This is a genomic window from Leptospiraceae bacterium, from assembly GCA_025059995.1.
GTDB lineage: Bacteria > Spirochaetota > Leptospiria > Leptospirales > Leptonemataceae > SKYB61.
The window spans coordinates 63,485-81,550 of record JANXCF010000006.1 but is presented as its reverse complement, the minus strand read 5'-3'; the positions used below and the strand labels follow the sequence as shown (position 1 = coordinate 81,550).

Sequence of the window (18,066 nt, the reverse complement as noted above, 5' to 3'; positions counted from 1 at the left end):
CTGATATTCTATTGATAAAGAATGAAAAAATACTTGTCATTTGAAAACTAAATATCTGATTAGTATTATTACATAAAAAGGAGATGGTATGATAGTTAAAAAGTTGATTCTTCCAGAGAAAACCCATTACGAAACACCGAAAGAAAAAAAACCCAACGTTCATGATTTTCATAAATTTAAAAGCCAAAAGAATAAAAAAAGGGATTTTTCCAAAGATTTATTCTCTCATCTCGTACAAGAAAAACCAAAATCTCAAGAGATGAGAAATCACTTAGCGTACTCGACAACGTGGAACATAGAAAACAAATTCAAAACGTTTTTTTACGGAGAGATAGTAAAACGAAATAACTTTTTTTCAACTGAGTTATCAGATATGCAACGGGAAAACATTCTTAGAATCTCTGAATTGACATCTTAAAAAAGAAATTTATCCCTCAATTTTAAAAATGCTTCTAAAAGCTCATCTACTTCATCTTTTGTATTGTGTGCATGAAGATTGACACGTATTCGAGATGAACCAACAGGAACTGTGGGAGGACGTATAGCTACTACATCAAATCTCTTCCTAAGTTCATTTACAACAGCCATCAATTTTTCTTCATCGGGAATGAGGACGGGTATAATCTGAGTAACCGAATTTAGGATATGAAATCCCATTAACTTTAAATTTTCTCTGGCATAGTTTGATAAATCCCACAAATGGCTTCGATATCTTTCTGCCTCATCAGACTCCAAAAAGTCGATAACCTTTCCCAATAAAGGAACTAAAAAAATCGGTTGCGCAGTTGAATAAATGAATCCTCTTGCAAAATTAATCAGATATTCTTTTAAGATAGTTTCGCCACTAACAAAACAACCCATCACTCCTGGAGCTTTACCCATGGGAAAAACTAAAACGCTAACCTGTTTTTGAACCCCCAAATCATAAGCAAGACCTTTCCCTGACTTCCCGTAAACACCAATACTATGAGCTTCGTCTAAAAATAAATTGCATGAGTATTTTTCACAAAGTTCTAATAACTCAACCAAAGGTGGGACGTCTCCATCCATGCTAAAAACGGCTTCTGTAAAAATCCAAAATTCACTTTTTGGGTTTCTCCTGGTTTTTTTTAATAAGTCTTCCAGATGTTGAAGATCGTTATGATGAAAATATATTTTTTTCGCTTTGGAAATCCTTACACCATCAATGATGCTTGCATGAGATAAACGATCAACAAAGGCAACATCACGAGGTGAGATAAGAGCTTCAATCGTAGATAAATTCCCCACATAACCACTATGAAATAAAAGAGAATCTGGAACATCCACAAGCAAAGAAAACTTTTTTTCAATCAATTCAAAGATATCTCTATGACCTGAAATCAAGCGTGAGCCTGTGCTTCCCACTGTATCGTGAAAATCATCTAAGACTTCTTTTAAGAATTTTAACAAAATCCCCTTGTGATTTAATCCTAAGTAATCATTTGATGAAAAATCAATCCGAGTGTGAATTTTGGGATTTAAATTCCGATAATGTAATCTTTTTTTTCTGGTTTCTAATTCATATACCAAACGTTGTAAAAACTTTTCCTTTTCTTTCATAAAAAATCACAACTTTTGTAAATTTTTTGTTTCTAATTTAAATAAAGATAGAAATCAAAATTTCTATGGAAATAATTGAAGCAATCTCTAAGTTGTTAATTCCTTTAATACCTATAAGTGGGATTATTATGGGTGGAATTGTATTGATAATGTTTTTTAAATGGTATTTTGACTACAAAAGGTTTTTGATTGAAACGGGCAATTATCAGCCGATTCAGATTCAAAATTTTCGACCTTTTATTTTATTGGTTGGAATTTTAGCTCTTTCCACAGGTATTCCAATCACACTTGTCTTTTTTTCGATTTATGGTATGAATTTAAGTCTTATTGGTGGTTTAATACCTCTTTTTGTTGGAATTGGTTTGATCATTTTTTACATTTACACACTACCAAATAAATAGATACATAGAAGGGTGTTGAATAAAGACAAAGAAAACTTAACAAAAATTATCAAAGAGAATTATAGCATGGTCTACAATTTGGGCTTGAGATTGTTCAAAACCAGAAAAGAAGAAGTGGAAGACTTCGTTCAAGATGTATTTCTGAAGTTCTTCGAGAATTATCATAAGTTTGATGGTAAATCCAAAATTTCTACATGGCTTTATTCTTTAGCACTGAATTTAGGACTCAATAAAATCAAAAAACAAAAACAAATTCAAAAATGGTTAGAGTATGATTCGTATTCTGATCAAAACCTTTTAGAAAGCCAGTTGATGGAAACATCTGATTTAGAACAAGAGATTGAGAAAAACGAACTTCAATCATTAATCCAAAAGGAACTCATGGAACTTCCAGATGCATATCGTATTCCTTTGATTTTGAGTTACTACGAGAGATTGTCTTATAAAGAAATCAGTGAAAAAATCGAAATCCCTGAAGGAACCATAAAATCCCTCGTCTATCGAGGAAAACTCATTTTAAGAAACAAACTAAAAGACATCATTAGTAGAAAGGAGAAAAGTAATGCATAGAATAAAAGAAATCTGGCAAGATGATATTAACGAAGATGTTTGGAAACACATAGAAGCATGTAGTATCTGTAGAAAAGAATATGAACTTTCGAAATTAATTAAAAGTTCAATTTCGAACCTCCCTATGATTGAAATAGCCCCCAAGAAAGAAGTGATTTCACAACTGATACACCTTCAAACACCATATGACCTAAGATTTTTGATCATTCTTCTTTTTATTTTTTTATTTGCAAATTGGATTTTCGAAAAACTTATGATGCAATCAACACTTTATACTAATATCATCATCATTCTTATTTTATATTCAAGCATAATGTCAGTAGTAATTTCCATGATACTAGGTTATCATATATTCGTGAAGTATTCAAAAGCTGTTATCGAAAACTCAAAAAAATTCGACGAAATCCTAAAAAAAATACTCATGAAAAAAGAAAAAATGACGATATTCAGATAAGACTTAATACTCAGCAAGGAAGCTACTATTTTGCAAGGAGGCAATATGTACGATTGGATATACCGTGAATTAGATCCGAATTTGAATTGGAAAGTTTACCTCACGAAAAAAAACATTCTTGCTTCTATAAATAAAGGCACAATCATGCCAGAAAATGGTTTAACAGCAGAACATCTACTCACAGAAAAGCAACTAAAAAAAGTGCAAGAAATACGAAAAAGAAAATTAGAATCTGTATTTGAACAATTTGAAAGACTTCAAAAGTAGATTTTCTTATAGAGCTGAAAAAATAGCCTACTTGTTAAGTAGGAAGACAAACCAGGTTGTTCCATTCGAATGCCCCCCAAGAATATAAAAATATCATTGAGCAGAGAAGGATCTTTTTTTATATTCAAAGTCTGCATTAAAATTAGAGAGAAAAATTCCCAGAATTGAGTTTCTGAAAGAAAAGCATTATCTTTCATAAATTTTTCTATTTCCTCTTCTAAATTAAGAAGCTCCAAAGGATGTTCCAAAGCAGCCTGAATTCTGGGTTTTATTTTCTGATAGAATTCAAATAGTTCATAAATAGAGTAATCTAAAGTACCACCTAAAATTTCCAAAAAAGAATAATCCGAAATTTCAGTAATTTTCTTCATTTGATCAAGAGAAAAATTTTGAATTGCTATTACAATACTTCGACTTACAATGGTATCACTTAAATAATGTAGACTAGGTGTGAAAAGAATGAATTTACTTTCTGATAATGGTTCTTCTAACGTTTTAAGAAGAGCAATCTCAGCTTCATTCCCTAACATCTCAGCAGATGGAATGATGATGATACGAACATCTGAAATAATTGGTTTATATGCTAGTACTGATTTTTGTAACCATCGTATAGAATACTCTTCTGGATCTTCAGGATCACCAATTTTTATTTTATCCTCTGGAAAAAGAATTAGATCTGGATGTTCAATTTTTTTCATCAAAAGGCAAGATCTACACTCTCCACATCCTTTCTTATTTAAACATAAATGTGTTTTTGCAATTATCTCTGTAGCTATATATAATTTTAGTTTTCTGTTGGCACCACTGAAAATTAGGACATTTGGTAAAGGATTTTTTGTGTAAAAATCAATTATTTTCTTTAAAATTTTTTGTTCATTAATAGATTTTTTTATAATCCCAACCTCATCCATTTAATAGTCATGTATTATATCCAATCCTCAAGGAAAATCTAATTTTCATCCATAGGTATCATTGAGAAAGAAAAGAGAACACCACAGGTGCCCCCTCTTATTTACCTAAACTCTCTTCCTTTTTTAGAGTTTACTGCAGTGATGTATGAGTTCAAATTCCCCTTATAACAAGAAGCAATTTATATACCATGATAAGAGAATATTTGTTACTTTGAATTTTAATAAAAATTGTCATCTTTTTTTCTTAAATTTTTACTATTTAATTTTTAAAAACAAATCTATTACTTTAAAATAGTGTAAGACATACAAATTTTGAATATTTATGTATTTGAAACTCTCTCTTTTTTGAACAAAAAATATGCATAAATTTATAAATATATAGATTAAAGTTTAATTTTATGAACATTTTTTATGCAAATTTATGGGACTTGAAGTTTGGTTTTTCTGTCCAAGAAATCCAATAAGATGTTTTCAATTTTTTCTTCGTCTAACCATTGCTTCACTAAGTTTAGCTTTTTGGGGTTTTGGATATACGTCTTAATGATTTGATCATCGATTTCTAAGACCGAAACATGACAACCTGAATTCGTCAGCGTTTGAATTGCTAAGTTTCTAATTTGGTGATAAAGTAGTGTAGAGTCTTTACCATTAGAGATAATAATTTGAGGTTGATCTTCAAAGTTTAAACTGTAAGCCTTTAAGATATTTACATAATTTAAGTAATTGTATTCAAATAGTAATTTTAACGAATGTTGTGTGATTGTCTTTAAAGATACATCTGTATAGTATTCTTCAAAAAGAAAAAGAAAGGGAATGGTCGAAATTTCCTCTTTTATTTTTATTTTTTTTATGGCTCTTTTTACATGTTGATAGTTTCTTGTGTCAATAATATAATCGATTACTTTATTATTTAACTCATTACTCAATGAATTCTTTAGAAGAATCTTTTTCTTAACGTAAGATGTATAATAGGGATTTTTACCAAAAAAAATAAACTTTACATTAAATTTGCTCAAGAAGCAAACTAAATCTTTACCGATTGGATGATAGGGATTAACAACTAAAATAGTGGAGAAAGAAAATTTATTGAGGTATTGCTTATTTATTATTGTTTGACAAGAAAAAATCAGGGTATTGAAAACCCTGATTTTTGAACAAAAATTTTAGATTACTTATTAACAACTCGAAAGGTCACTCTTCGATGCCTTTGATCGTAGGGATCAATACCAGGTATCAACTCATCTTCTGCTGCACCACGAACTTTCAATTTGTTAGCTGAGATTCCTGCTTTAACTAAAGCATCATATACTCGTTGAGCTCTTTGTGTAGAATACCAAACATTTCCTTTTTTTCCTAATTCTGGTTGTGCTTCACGAGGACCACTTTCATCAGTATGGCCGACTATCTCTAACACTAAATTATCTCCTAAGTTATTGACCACTTGCATAAATCGATCTTTATTTTGGTTATACCACTTATTAAAATCTGCAGAGTCTAACCTGACATCTTTGTAATTCCATCCCTTTCCATATGGTGCATAAACAAAACCTAAATCTTTCCCTACTTCAAAAGGTCTAAGATTTCTTTCTTGAGCTGTAGTATCAGTCTTTGGTTGTTCAGTTTGCTGGGTAGTTTGTCCTGTAGCACATGACAACACCCAAACAAAACTCAGGATCATAAAGATTGTTGTTATTTTAAATACTTTCATAGTAATTCCCATAAAATTTTTATGAAAAAAAGTTTCAACCAATTTTTTTAGTATTTTATGTAAATCTAAATACTATTTCCAATTTTTCTTATCGGAAAAAAATTCTTTAAGGGTTTTTGGGAATGTCCATTTAGGTTTTCGACTTGCTGGTCTCGCTGGAACATCTACAATTTGCCCTGTGAAAGGATTTCTCTGTTTACCTGCTTTCCTTGCTGGAATTTCTTTCATGGAGAAAATTCCCAATACAGGAAATCTAATACGATTGCCCTTTACTACTTCTTTGCTTACATTTGTAAACACTTCTTCTAATGCTTTTTTCATATCAGATTTTTTGATAACCAATACACCCTTTTGATTTACAGTTGCTATCTTTGATATATGATCAATCAAGTCTTGTAAAAAATCGTATTTTTGTTGACTCTTTTTTTTCTTCGATGAAGGGTTCACTTTGCTCATAAGCTATCTCCTTTTTTTTGTATTTTTAGTCGGTTATTTACGATGAAAATAAAATTTCTTTTCATCAAAAATCATATAGTATTTTTTTACTTACTTTTGCAGAATCAAAATCTGCCATTTCAATTAGGAATCTTACTGCTGACTCCAAAATGGGAAAAGCAATCGCTGCACCAGTTCCCTCCCCAAGTCGTAAATTGAGGTTTAATATGCTCTCACTTTTAAAGTAGTCTAATAAGATTTTATGTCCTCTCTCTGAGGATTGATGGCTAAAAAAAGCATTATTTAAAATCTCAGGCTGTATTTTATAAGCCACCAAAAAAGAAGTGGTTGCAATGAATCCGTCAATAAGAAGAATCATGTTTTCCTCATAAGCCTTTAAATACGCACCAACCACCATCGCAATCTCATAACCACCCACAAACTGTAGAACTTTTATAGGATCATCAAACTTTAATTGATAGCTCTTAATACTTGTTTCAATAACTTCTTTTTTTCTTTTCAATTGTTCTTCAGAAATTCCTGTTCCATAACCAACACACTCATCTAAGGAAACATCTAAAAGAGCATACATTATAGCTGAGGCTGAAGTAGTATTCCCAATCCCCATTTCTCCACAAATCAAAAGGTTTTTATGTTTTGCATATTCATCAATGATTTCTTTCCCGTAAGATAAGGCTAATTCCAATTCATCTTCTGTCATTGCTGGTTCTTTGTAAAAATTTCTTGTTCCTTCTCGAACTTTTTTTGATATCAGCAAATCATGCTTGGAGAATTTACCCTTCACACCTGCATCTACAACAAATAAGGGAATCGAATGTTGCCGACAAAAAACATTCATTGCCGCACCACCATTTAGAAAATTCAACACCATTTGATATGTGACTTCTTGTGGATACGCACTAACCTTTTCTTCCACTACTCCGTGATCAGCAGCAAAAATAAAAGCTATTGGCTTTAATTGTGGATTTAAGGAGTTTTGTATTTTACAAATTCGAAAAGCTATTTCCTCTAATTTTCCTAATGAACCCAGAGGTTTTGTCTTATTGTGAATTTTCTCCCAAATCTGGTTTTCTGTTATCATAATTTTCTCCCAAAAGAACTAATGATTTCCCATGAACCTAAATCAGTTAAAAAACCAACTAAAAAATTGACGTCAAATGATTGAAATTTAGTTTTAGTTTTTTTTATGTTTTCAGTAGAAACTTTTTTTAAAAACTTTAAGAAATGACCCTTAATATTTTCTATGCAGACACAGAAATAGAAGAAAACCCTTTTTGTTTCATTATGATACTTAATCAAAAATTCTATGGAAGAAGATAAAAAAGATAATCCAATTCGAAACAATCAAGTTATAAGAATTTTGATTGTTGATGATTCTTATTCGAGTGTGTTGATCACAAAAAAATTTTTAGAGCTCTGGAACTATTCAGTAGATATTGCTCTTAGTGGAGAAGAAGCCATTGCCAAAGTAAAAAACAAAGACTTTAATTTAGTCTTAATGGATCTTTTCATGCCCGATATGGATGGATGGACAACTACAAAAAAAATCCGTGAATTTAACCAAAAAATTCCCATTATCGCTATTACGGCTTCCCTCGACGAACATCAAATAGAAAAAATCAAAGAATATGAATTCCAAGACTTGATATTTAAACCCTTTAAACCCAAAGAACTCCATGACGTTATTATAAAACATCTCAATCGGGATTGAAAAAAACCTCTAAAGGATTCTTCCATTGAGAACCTACTTTGTATTCTAAATGTAGATGTGGTCCTGTTGAAGCTCCCGTAGTTCCCGTATATCCTATGATCTGCCCTTTTTGAACTTTATCCCCCGTTTTTACGTTGGTTCTTGTCAGATGGGCAAAAAGAAACTTTGTGTTGTTATATTTTAAAATCAACGTTTCTCCATAACCTTTTTTGGAACCTGCATATTCTACCCAACCATCTGAAGGTGCATAAATGGGTGTATTTAGAGGCACTTTGATGTCAATTCCTCTGTGAAAGTGCTTTTTTCCTGTTAAAGGGTGTTTTCTCCAACCAAAACTTGATGTGATCTCATAGTTGACACCACGAATTGGAAATATGAATTTCGTATTCTTCTCTTCTTGTGACTCTGTGATTGATTTTTCTTTAGGTGGTTGAAAATTTTGATGATACACTTCTAAATTTTTCTGATTTGGAGAAAATTTGATATTTATTTTTCTATTTTCATAGTGAACTTCCAATTCCCATGATTCCCACGAAGAAAAAGCACTGTTTTCTTTTGTAAAATAACCTCGATGATTTACTAAAATTACTTTTTGATTGGGCTGAAATTCACTTAGTTCCAAATCCAGAAGAGCTCCATTAAGTGATAGCAAAGTAGTATGGTCTGATGATGTTTTTGCTAAAACGTAGTAAAAGTCTTCATTCGGTTTTATCTGATAGAGATAGAATTTTAATTCTTTGAGATTTGGGTTTTTAATATGCTTTTTTGTTTCTTCCCGTAATTCTATAAAATTGGAATCATTTTCTAAATTCTCGATGATAAAAAGTTTGTTAATTGTAATTTTACGTTCTTGAAAAGAAAAGAGCTCTCCCCACAAAAAAAGAAAAAGCAACCAAAAGAACTTCATAATCCAACTTTCGGTAAATGCTTACTTCCCAAAAAAGTTTTTTCTAAAGAAAGGATTGTCTTAGCCTTTAATCCCAAAGGAATGGTATCAATGCAAAAAAGAATTTTTTTTGTTTTAGTCTTTTTTACATCTACCTTTAGCTTGTGGAGTGTTGACTTCTATAGCTTTGAATCACCTTACAAAATAGAAGAAACAAAAATCAAGATAGAAAACCTTCTGAAAAAAATTGATAACAAGTATTTTAAACCGATTGATGAAACTTTAGGATTCCACTATGGTTGGGTATCTCGATGGCTATCACCTTTTGATTATAAAATTTACTTAACCCACTACGAAAAGCGTCAAGATCTCGTGATTATCCGTATCGAAGGAAATGGTGGAGATGCTCTTTCATTAAGAACCATTTTTTTCAAAGAAAACCTAAACAAAGAAGAACTAGAAGGCTTTCAGTTTTATTCTTTGGAATCAAAAAATCATCTTTTTGCTCAAACTTTAAATCTTATTCATCCTGCTCTGGGAATACTCTATACAGGGTATCGTTCTCCATCCCTCACAAAATCCCAAATGCTTTGGAGGTCTGTGGGGCATTTTATCGTCGATACCATACTCATTTGGGCTGCGGGAAAAAATTGGTTTCGAAATGACTGGAATCCCAAAAAGTTCTCAGGAAACATCATTGGTTCTATGATTTTTGTTCGTTCCATCTCGGCCATTCAGCTTTTTAATCGCGTTCGAGCCCATAATCGCTATTTAGAACTTGGGTATTCATTTCCTCTTGATTTGTATTAGAATGTTAAAATTCCTATATGAAGACAACCATCTACTCGTTGTGGAAAAACCCATTGGCATGTTATCCCAATCCGATCGAAAAAATGAATATAGTCTTTACGACTACCTAAAAGATTACCTCAAAAAAAAGAAAAACAAACAAAACGTTTATTTAGCAATTCTTCATCGATTAGATCGAAATACAGGGGGAGTAATGATTTTTGCTAAAACTTCAAAATCAGCTTCTCGACTTTCTGAGCAATTTCGAAATCACCAAATCAAAAAAAGCTATATCGTAATTACATCCAAAATTCCTATTACTGGAACCAAAGGAACCATGATTAGCTACATAAAAAAAATCGAATCGAAACGAACTGCCATTCTAAGCAATGCCATGGATCCGAAAGCAAAATACGCAGAATTAGAATACGAACTATGGAATGAGTTTGAATACAATCAAAAAAAATACTACAAATTCCTTGTGCATCCAAAAACGGGAAGATTTCATCAAATCCGATTTCAATTCGCTCAACACAGAGCTCCCCTTTTGGGAGATCGAAAATACGGTAAAGATACCACTACTCCCTTTCCTGCTCTTTGGGCTTATGAAATCCAAATCCTTCATCCCACACAAAAAAAAGAACTTCATTTTCGGACACCACCCCCTGAGGGTTGGCCCTTCAATTTAAAAATAGAGTGATTCATTTTTTATAAACAAATATACTTCATACGGCAGGCAGTCTTTAAGAAACTGATACGAAACATTTTTTTTTATAAGTTCACGAATTTTCGTTGATGAACAATTCGGCGGCTCATACAAAAGAAGGTGAAACTTCCCATAAGGAATAGTCATTTTTAATTCCTGGATTTTGCTTTCAATGAGTGATTTTGGATGTTCTGCTCTTTGGACAATATAAAAAGAAAAATTCTGCAAAATCCAATCAATTTCTCTCCACTTTTCTAAATGTAGCAAACTATCAGCTCCTATCAAAATCCCAGTTTTTTCTGGTTCTGGAAGTTTTCGTAAAGTTTCAACGGTATAATAAATACGTTTTTCTTGAATTTCCCAATCCCAAAGTTTAACTTTTGATACCAAATCCACTGAAAAATAACTTTCTATGGCAATTTGGATCATTTTATATCTTTTTTCTGCAGGCGCATATTCTTCTTCTAATTTGAAGGGTGAGCGATAAGTAGGAACAATCCAAACTTCTTCACATTGATTTGTTTTCAGAACAAATTCAATGGTTTTTAAGTGACCATAGTGAATGGGGTTGTATGAACCTCCATAAACTAAATAAGAAATCATGTTCGAATGTGACCATTGCCTTTCACTATATAGACAGTTGTTGTAAGGTCCTTAAGACCCATAGGTCCTCGCACATGTAGTCTCTGAGTTGAAATTCCAATCTCAGCTCCCATGCCGAATTGACCACCATCATGAAAGCGCGTAGAACTATTCACAAACAACGCAGCACTATCCACTCTTTGTAAAAACTCTTCTACGATTGAATAATCTTCAGAGATAATCCCTTCGGAATGATGACTTCCATACGTATGAATGAAATCAATAGCTTCGTTCAAATCCTCGACAATTTTTACAGATAATCTTTGATCCAAATATTCGGTGCTATATTCTTTCTCAGGATCCTCAATAAGAGTAGCTTTTTCGAAAATTTTGATTGTTTCTTCGCATCCTAATATGATTGCTCCTGCATTCCATAGAGCTTCTAATAGTTCTCTTTTGAAAGGGAAGTCTTTATGTATCACTAAATTCTCAATGGCATTACAAACCGACGGTCTTTGTAGTTTTGCATTGATACTTACAACAATGGCTTTTTCTAAATCAGCTGATTTATCGATGTATAAATTACAAACTCCTTTGTCGTGTTTTACAATGGGAATGCGTGTATGGGAACTCACAAATTGAATCAAGCCTTCTCCACCTCGTGGCACCACTAAATCCAAATAAGCATCCTGTTGAAGTAATGCATACATGAAAGCCCGATCAGGATTATCCACAAATTGAACAATATCCCTCGACAAGCCTGCTTTCTCTAAGGAATTCTGAAAAAACTCAAACAAAACTTTGTTGGTGTGGAAAGCTTCTTTCCCACCACGAAGGATCACGGTATTCCCACTTTTAATACAAAGGGCACCTACATCTATGGTTACATTAGGTCTTGACTCATAAATCACAAAAATGGAACCCAACGGCACTCGTTTTTGAATCAACTCCAACCCATTTGGTAATGTATAACCTTTGATGATTTCTCCAACAGGATCAGGAAGCTTAATTATATCATCTATTGCTTTGATGAGTTCTTGGATTCGCTTTGGATTCAAGAGGAGTCGTTCTATCATCGAAGAGGAAAGTTGCATCTCTTTTGCTTGTTGAAGGTCCTTTTCATTTTGTTTCAGTAATAACGTTTGATTTTTAGGTTCAGAAAGTAATTCCATTACTCTTTGTAAGACTTCATTTTTCTTTGTGGTGTTTGTTTTTCGAAATTCGTAAAATGCCCTTTTTGATTTTTGAGCGATTTCTTGAGCTTTAGCGAGAAATTCTTGAGAGCGCTCTTTGATTTCTGAAATCTCTGCAACTAACATAAAGATAAAATTTTAAATAAACAAAAAAGAGTCAAATGTTTCTTTTTGATTTATTTCAATTCTTTAATTTCTTTTTCTGTTCTTCTATGATTTTTTGATTTGACTCCAATTGTTGGATGAGGATTTCTAAGTTCTTCTGACGAGTTTTTTCGAATTCTTGTAGTAGTTCAAATTTTTTCTTCTCGTAATCTTCTAAGAGAGACTTTTCGAAAGCTTCATACGTTGCGATGATTTTTTCACCAGAATTCAGAATCACTCTTTCTTTCTGGTTGATATCCATTACCATTAAAGAACCATCATTCACAGCTATGAGAGTTTTATTGTTGTCTGCTTCCATCAAAAACTCTGTTCCTCTCACACTCGCAATTGCCGTGGGAGCTTGAACATCGAATTGAATCCTTTTTTCTTTTTGTTTGTCAATCTTAGTTAGAACCTCCCCTTGCCTTAATACAAGCTTATATTCATATTGTTGTATAGCCTTCAAAATTTTTTCAAATTCTATTTTTGTATTTGCTCCAATTCGAATCATAACCCCATTGGCAAGTTGAACGTGCAAACTCGATTCTTTTTCAGTGGTGATTATATCTTTTTCTTCAATTAGAGTTCGAATTTGGATTTCTTTTTTTTGCCCATCTCGAGTCAAATATGACTTCCCTTTTGTATAAACCACCAAACCTTTCGAAGAAGAATACACAGGAAAAACGATGACTAAAACTAAAAACCAAGATTTATTCATATATTCTCCTTATTGAATTGGACTTTAGTATTATAATTTTGTTCACTGAAAAGCTTTTTTTATTCGTTTGTCATTTTCCTAAAGGAATAAATCGAAATTCCTTTTAAAGTAATTTGATCTTTTAGCAACAAAGGATACTCTGAAAAAAACCAATATTTTTTTTCTTTTATATCTTCTATAGCAAGAGTTTGTTGATTTTGTATCCAATAAATAAAATCAAAAGGATTTAGATGAGGGAAAAAGAAATCAAAAAGAACTCTTCCAGACTCAACTAAAACACGATAAACCCCCAACGAAATAAAAAATTGATTTAACTCGCTAAAAAATGACTCTTCTCCATAATTGGGAAAAATTCTATAATAGTGTGAATCCATTTTTTCTAATGGATATTGATTTTGATATTTATATGGTATAAGAAAGTAAAAGTCTTTTTGACTTTTTTCTGAAATCCTGAGTTGTTTTTGATAAAAAGAGAAAAAATTTTCGAAGTACCTACCTAATAAAAAAACTCTAATTGGCTGATAAGAAAATCTATCGTATTCATTTATGACTTCTTCTAAAAATAAAAACAAACCCCGCAAGAATTCATCATAACTAGCTTTATGGTCATACAAAATCGCTGTTTGACGAGAAAGATTGGTTTCTTTTAACTCTTCTGATTCTTCTGGATCTATCACTTCTTTTCGAAAATCCAACGAGGGTTGATCTATGGCAGTGGTTCCTGGTCCGACAAGAACAGCATCAACTTTTGAACGAAAAAGCATAGTTATCATTTTTCCCAATTCACCAGTTATGGATACAGGTTTTTCTCCTCCGATAAAAAAATTTCTATCGGTCGCAATCTTGATAAGGTATTGAGGTCTTTCAAATTGAATAGCTTGTAAAAATGGATGTAAAGCAAAATGAGGTTTTTGAAAAATAGAAACCTTTTCCACATCCAACCCCATTTGAATAAGACTTTTTATCCCCATTTTTTCTAACGAAGGATCCCATTCTTCAACATAGATTTTTCTAATTCTGTCTTGATAATTTTTGATACGTAATATACAAGGTTGTGTTCTTCCGTAAGTAGAGCAAGGTTCTAAAGTGATATACAAATCTAAGTTCTTGAGCTCTATTTTTTTTGAATCAAAATGATCGAAGGCTACTATTTCTGCGTGTCTTTGACCTGGAGGTTCTGTAGCTCCAGTTGCAATCACTTCATTATTATGAGCTATGACAGCTGCTACTGGGGGATTTGGGGAGGTTCGCCCAATGGATTTTACGGATTCTTTCCAGAGGGTATCATATATGATTTTAGGTATGAAGTTTATGTTGTCGGAATTTTTCATAAAGAAACATGATAGGACAAGCTATTGCAATCGAAGAATAAGTTCCTATAATGATGCCGAAAATCAAAATCAAAGAAAAATCAATCAGAGACTCAGCATTGCTAATTATAATGGCAATCAAAGAAAGCATTGTTAAAAAAGACGTGATAATGGTTCTCGAGAAAGTCTCCCTAATGGCTTCGTTGATGAGAGTTGTATTGATTAAATCACCTTTATCTCGGATTTTACTTCGGATGCGATCAAAAATAATAATGGTATCATTGATTGAATAACCAAGAAGGGTTAAAACGGCAGCAACTACAGGAATAGAGGGTTCAATTTGAGTAATGCCAATAAATCCAATAGTTAAAATCAAATCATGGAGCAAAGCAATAGTTCCTCCCAAAGCAAAAGAAAAATCAAAACGAAACGTAATGTAAATGGTAATCAAAATCAAGGTCCAAAACAAAGCAGCCAATGCTGTTTGAAATAAATCCATACCATAACTTGCTGATATCACCTCTCGAGAAATGATATTTTCTTTTGGGATTTTGAGGTATGGCAAAAGTATGTTTTCTAATTCTTCCATGATAGTTCGATCTTCTTTGATTTTTTCTTTGAGTTGTTCACGAACCTCAGGACCAAACTCAATATCATACTTGTGTTCTTTTTGATCAACAAGTCGAACTGTAAATTCTTGGAAACCTGCTTCTTTTAGTTGACTTTCAATGATTTCTTTGTTTTGCTCAGGAGGAAAGATGATGGTAACTCGTATTCCCCCATTAAACGTGATAGAAGGCTTAAAACCTCCGTAGTAAGAAAACGTCACTCCATAAAAAACCAAACCCATGAAGATAGATACAAAAAAATAAGTATTTCGATTCTCTATGATTTTCCAAGTTTTCATTTCTTTACTCCAAAACGTAAGCCTCTGACACTACCAATAGGAATTTTTTTCCAACGCAACCCATAAAGAAGAAACTCAAACAAAAACTTAGCGATATAAAGAGAAGTAAAAAGCGAAGTCAGTAATCCAAAAAACAAAGTAATGGCAAACCCCTGAATGGGTCCATCCCCCGTATAATACAAAATCACAGCAGCAATCAAAGTAGTAATATTTGCATCCAAAATGGTCCAAAAAGAATCTTTAAATCCTGCTTCCACACTATATGTCATGGACCTTCCGTTTCTTAATTCTTCCCGAATTCGTTCAAAAATGATCACACTTGCATCTACGGCCATGCCCACCGTTAATATCAAACCAGCAAAACCTGGTAAAGTCAAAGTAAACTCTAGCATGGTCAAAAAAGAAGAAAGCAAAATCAAGTTATAAAACAAAACAATCACTGCAATCACACCAGCAACCTGATAGTAAAAAATCATAAAAGCATTCACCAAAAGAAATCCAATCAACACCGCAACCACACCCGTTTTGATGGACTGATACCCCAAAGTAGGACCAATGTAGGAAACCGATATGATTTCCAATGGAAGTGGCAGAGCTCCTTCTCGTATAACATTCGCAATTTCTCGTGCATCTTGAAGATCAAACTGTCCTGTTATCACACCACTTCCACCAACAATGGCTCCTTGTATCACCGGATCAGAAATCACCCTATCTCCCCAGAGAATTGCTAAACGTTTCCCAACATTTTCTCTAGTGATTTTGGCAAACTTCTCAGCTCCCGTTGATGTTAAAACAAAATTGATTTGATACCATGCCGTGTTTTCTTGTATGGCTTCCCTTGCATCAGCCATATCACTTCCATCCAAAACCACTGGACCCAAAACCCTAAACTCATAGGGTAAATACTTCCCTTGTCCCGTTCGACTCTTTCTCCAGTATAAAAAAATTTTTCCATCTTTTTCTGTGATATTGGCTTTTTGTTGAACTTCTTTTAGGATTCTTTCTGCCTCAAAAAAATCGGGTCGATCTTGTTTGTAAATTTCTTGGAGTTTTTCTAAGTAGGGAAGAAATTCCAATGTGTTTAATCTTTCCGTTGCTTCATCATTGACCAAACGATATTCTACGGTCACCGTGCTTTTGATGATGTCTAATACTTCGGCGGTATTAGCCACCCCTGGCAAATCCACGTTAATGCTATAGCTTGAGGGTTGAGTTCGGATCTCTGGTTCTGTGAGGTTTTGATTCAGTAAACGTTTCTCGATGATACTTCGAGCTTCTTCTAATAACTCAATTTTTCTACTTTCTGATAAATCAAAACTTAAGTTAATGTTTTCAATTCTGGATTGGATGTCTTCTTTTTCTTTTTCTGTCAGGTTTGGTTGCTTGAGTTGTTTTTCTAAATCTTCTAAGATGGGTTGATACTTGTCTTTGAGTTTTTCTACATATGCCTGATAGTCAGCTCGAAATACCGCCCTCATCCCTCCTTGTAAATCCAATCCAAACTTCAAAGATAGCTTTTTGACTCCTGTCTCCGAAAGAAACCCTAACAAGTTCTCAACAAAATGAGGTAGATAACGTGTTTTTCGGTTATCCACTAAATTCGGAAAAGCTTGCATGAATTCATTTAATTTCGTGGTCGTGAGAAATCGCTGTTTGATGGTGCATTTTCTTTCTTTTATGGGGTCAGATTCTTTGCAAACAAAATCAGGAAAAAACTGCTTCATTCCTTTATCAGATTCTAAGAACTCTTTGATTTGTTCCTCTGTGATGAGGACCTTTTCTCCTTCTTTTGTGCGATAATAATCCAAAAAATGTATCTCAATTTCCCTTACATCATAGTTGGGAAGCAATAAGAAAAAACTAAGTACCAAAACTCCAAAAAAAACGATTGCTTTGCCAATAATCTTTTTCATAGATAGTTCCTCAGGTTTGCCTTAAACGATAGACAAGAAAGATAGTAAAAATAATGGCCAAGATAATCAGATTCACAAACGTTCGGTTCTCAAACAAACTTAAAATTTTTTCCCAAAAAGATTCACTTTGAGTTTCTGAAATTTCCATTTCTTCTTCCTCTGCCATTTTTTTTGCTTCTTGTTCAATACTCTGATCTTGCTGGGATGGAGTATAGTATTCTTGTTTGTAGCCCGGTAGAATCTCTCTAAATAGGACCGGAGGTGATAAATCAGGTGTTTGAGGATGTAGAACTCTTGAAAAAGCAATAATAAAAACCAAACAAAACCAAAATTTCATTTTCTAAGAATTGGAGGTAGATTGTTCTTGCGATGGTTGTGGTTTTCGCAAATCATAAATAGTGGATTTTAATACCTCCATTTTTGCATTATCTCCAATTCGTAAAATTATAGTGTCGTCTTTGATTGAGTGAACGGATCCAATAATACCTGCTTGTGTTATTACAACATCACCCTTCTTTAAACTTGCAATGAGTTGTTGTCTTCTTTTTTCTTCTTTGCGTTGTGGTCGAATAGTAAAGAAATAAAGAAACAAGAAGATCAAAATCAACATTATTAAGGGATAAAAAGATGCAATCAAAGATTGATCATCGCCTCCTGTTGTAACTGGAGCTTCAGCTGCTTTTTCTTGTGCTAAGTATTGAATATAGCGTGGTTCCATAAAACTAACTTTTTTTTATAAAAGTTAAAAGCAACAAGAAATCAAAAATATGATTTTAATTAAAAACTAAAAAGAACCAAAAATGCTTTCTGTTAAACTCATTTGAAAAGCATTACACTTTAAAAATTAAATTTTCAAAAT

At 32.8% G+C, this 18,066-nt stretch carries 23 protein-coding genes; 8 read left to right on the top strand and 15 right to left on the bottom strand.

Annotated features, from left to right (window positions below; all coding sequences use genetic code 11):
* The first annotated feature begins 88 nt into the window (after positions 1 to 88).
* Complete coding sequence (locus NZ853_09215; GenBank protein MCS7205865.1) at positions 89 to 418, top strand: hypothetical protein; 330 nt, start codon at positions 89 to 91, stop codon at positions 416 to 418.
* Here NZ853_09215 and NZ853_09210 read toward each other — a convergent pair.
* Positions 415 to 1,581 (bottom strand): pyridoxal phosphate-dependent aminotransferase family protein, encoded by a 1,167-nt coding sequence (locus NZ853_09210; GenBank protein ID MCS7205864.1) that lies wholly within the window; start codon positions 1,579 to 1,581, stop codon positions 415 to 417. The genes NZ853_09215 and NZ853_09210 overlap by 4 nt on opposite strands.
* Positions 1,582 to 1,646: 65 nt before the next feature.
* On the opposite strand from NZ853_09210, the gene NZ853_09205 reads away from it, so the two are divergent.
* The 4 genes from NZ853_09205 to NZ853_09190 are packed head-to-tail and all read left to right on the top strand — an operon-like array spanning position 1,647 to position 3,273.
* Complete coding sequence (locus NZ853_09205) at positions 1,647 to 1,982, top strand: hypothetical protein (GenBank protein MCS7205863.1); 336 nt, start codon at positions 1,647 to 1,649, stop codon at positions 1,980 to 1,982.
* Positions 1,983 to 1,994: 12 nt separating this feature from the next.
* A complete protein-coding gene (locus tag NZ853_09200) occupies positions 1,995 to 2,552 on the top strand; it encodes an RNA polymerase sigma factor (GenBank protein ID MCS7205862.1) in 558 nt (185 codons plus the stop codon).
* The gene (locus NZ853_09195; protein ID MCS7205861.1) at positions 2,545 to 3,006 is read left to right on the top strand and encodes a hypothetical protein; all 462 of its coding nucleotides are present in this window, start codon (positions 2,545 to 2,547) and stop codon (positions 3,004 to 3,006) included. The genes NZ853_09200 and NZ853_09195 overlap by 8 nt, the downstream gene beginning before the upstream one ends.
* A gap of 45 nt (positions 3,007 to 3,051) precedes the next feature.
* Positions 3,052 to 3,273, top strand: a complete 222-nt coding sequence (locus tag NZ853_09190) for a hypothetical protein (protein MCS7205860.1) — start codon at positions 3,052 to 3,054, stop codon at positions 3,271 to 3,273.
* Here the strand turns inward: NZ853_09190 and NZ853_09185 are convergent.
* The 5 genes from NZ853_09185 to cobT form a co-directional block, all read right to left on the bottom strand.
* Positions 3,264 to 4,184 carry a hypothetical protein gene (locus NZ853_09185; GenBank protein ID MCS7205859.1) on the bottom strand — a complete coding sequence of 307 codons (921 nt, stop codon included), beginning with the start codon at positions 4,182 to 4,184 and terminating at the stop codon, positions 3,264 to 3,266. The two genes, NZ853_09190 and NZ853_09185, sit on opposite strands and share 10 nt — an antisense overlap.
* 419 nt (positions 4,185 to 4,603) lie before the next feature.
* On the bottom strand, positions 4,604 to 5,110 hold the full coding sequence (locus NZ853_09180) for a hypothetical protein (GenBank protein MCS7205858.1): 507 nt from the start codon (positions 5,108 to 5,110) through the stop codon (positions 4,604 to 4,606).
* Between the two features lie 242 nt (positions 5,111 to 5,352).
* Positions 5,353 to 5,892 (bottom strand): OmpA family protein, encoded by a 540-nt coding sequence (locus NZ853_09175; protein MCS7205857.1) that lies wholly within the window; start codon positions 5,890 to 5,892, stop codon positions 5,353 to 5,355.
* Between the two features lie 72 nt (positions 5,893 to 5,964).
* The gene (locus NZ853_09170) at positions 5,965 to 6,348 is read right to left on the bottom strand and encodes an HU family DNA-binding protein (GenBank protein ID MCS7205856.1); all 384 of its coding nucleotides are present in this window, start codon (positions 6,346 to 6,348) and stop codon (positions 5,965 to 5,967) included.
* Between the two features lie 64 nt (positions 6,349 to 6,412).
* Complete coding sequence (cobT, locus tag NZ853_09165) at positions 6,413 to 7,429, bottom strand: nicotinate-nucleotide--dimethylbenzimidazole phosphoribosyltransferase (GenBank protein MCS7205855.1); 1,017 nt, start codon at positions 7,427 to 7,429, stop codon at positions 6,413 to 6,415.
* Between the two features lie 225 nt (positions 7,430 to 7,654).
* On the opposite strand from cobT, the gene NZ853_09160 reads away from it, so the two are divergent.
* Positions 7,655 to 8,059 (top strand): response regulator, encoded by a 405-nt coding sequence (locus NZ853_09160; GenBank protein MCS7205854.1) that lies wholly within the window; start codon positions 7,655 to 7,657, stop codon positions 8,057 to 8,059.
* On the opposite strand, the gene NZ853_09155 is transcribed toward NZ853_09160, so the two are convergent.
* Positions 8,046 to 8,966 carry a M23 family metallopeptidase gene (locus NZ853_09155; GenBank protein MCS7205853.1) on the bottom strand — a complete coding sequence of 307 codons (921 nt, stop codon included), beginning with the start codon at positions 8,964 to 8,966 and terminating at the stop codon, positions 8,046 to 8,048. The genes NZ853_09160 and NZ853_09155 overlap by 14 nt on opposite strands.
* A 90-nt stretch (positions 8,967 to 9,056) precedes the next feature.
* Here NZ853_09155 and NZ853_09150 point away from each other — a divergent pair, with 90 nt between their 5' ends.
* Complete coding sequence (locus tag NZ853_09150) at positions 9,057 to 9,755, top strand: hypothetical protein (GenBank protein MCS7205852.1); 699 nt, start codon at positions 9,057 to 9,059, stop codon at positions 9,753 to 9,755.
* A 1-nt stretch (position 9,756) separates the two neighbouring features.
* Positions 9,757 to 10,434: an RluA family pseudouridine synthase gene (locus NZ853_09145; GenBank protein ID MCS7205851.1), complete on the top strand. Its 678-nt coding sequence runs from the start codon at positions 9,757 to 9,759 to the stop codon at positions 10,432 to 10,434.
* On the opposite strand, the gene nadD is transcribed toward NZ853_09145, so the two are convergent.
* The 8 genes from nadD to yajC are packed head-to-tail and all read right to left on the bottom strand — an operon-like array spanning position 10,420 to position 17,925.
* Positions 10,420 to 11,043 (bottom strand): nicotinate (nicotinamide) nucleotide adenylyltransferase, encoded by a 624-nt coding sequence (nadD, locus tag NZ853_09140; protein MCS7205850.1) that lies wholly within the window; start codon positions 11,041 to 11,043, stop codon positions 10,420 to 10,422. The genes NZ853_09145 and nadD overlap by 15 nt on opposite strands.
* Positions 11,040 to 12,341 carry a glutamate-5-semialdehyde dehydrogenase gene (locus NZ853_09135; protein ID MCS7205849.1) on the bottom strand — a complete coding sequence of 434 codons (1,302 nt, stop codon included), beginning with the start codon at positions 12,339 to 12,341 and terminating at the stop codon, positions 11,040 to 11,042. The genes nadD and NZ853_09135 overlap by 4 nt, the downstream gene beginning before the upstream one ends.
* 55 nt (positions 12,342 to 12,396) lie before the next feature.
* Positions 12,397 to 13,077, bottom strand: a complete 681-nt coding sequence (locus NZ853_09130) for a FecR family protein (protein ID MCS7205848.1) — start codon at positions 13,075 to 13,077, stop codon at positions 12,397 to 12,399.
* Between the two features lie 59 nt (positions 13,078 to 13,136).
* Positions 13,137 to 14,408: a hypothetical protein gene (locus NZ853_09125; protein MCS7205847.1), complete on the bottom strand. Its 1,272-nt coding sequence runs from the start codon at positions 14,406 to 14,408 to the stop codon at positions 13,137 to 13,139.
* A complete protein-coding gene (gene secF, locus NZ853_09120) occupies positions 14,374 to 15,294 on the bottom strand; it encodes a protein translocase subunit SecF (protein MCS7205846.1) in 921 nt (306 codons plus the stop codon). The genes NZ853_09125 and secF overlap by 35 nt, the downstream gene beginning before the upstream one ends.
* On the bottom strand, positions 15,291 to 17,207 hold the full coding sequence (gene secD, locus NZ853_09115) for a protein translocase subunit SecD (protein ID MCS7205845.1): 1,917 nt from the start codon (positions 17,205 to 17,207) through the stop codon (positions 15,291 to 15,293). Before secD ends, secF begins: the two co-directional genes overlap by 4 nt.
* A gap of 10 nt (positions 17,208 to 17,217) precedes the next feature.
* Positions 17,218 to 17,544: a hypothetical protein gene (locus NZ853_09110; protein MCS7205844.1), complete on the bottom strand. Its 327-nt coding sequence runs from the start codon at positions 17,542 to 17,544 to the stop codon at positions 17,218 to 17,220.
* Positions 17,545 to 17,547: 3 nt separating this feature from the next.
* Positions 17,548 to 17,925, bottom strand: a complete 378-nt coding sequence (gene yajC, locus NZ853_09105) for a preprotein translocase subunit YajC (protein ID MCS7205843.1) — start codon at positions 17,923 to 17,925, stop codon at positions 17,548 to 17,550.
* Between the last annotated feature and the right edge of the window lie 141 nt (positions 17,926 to 18,066).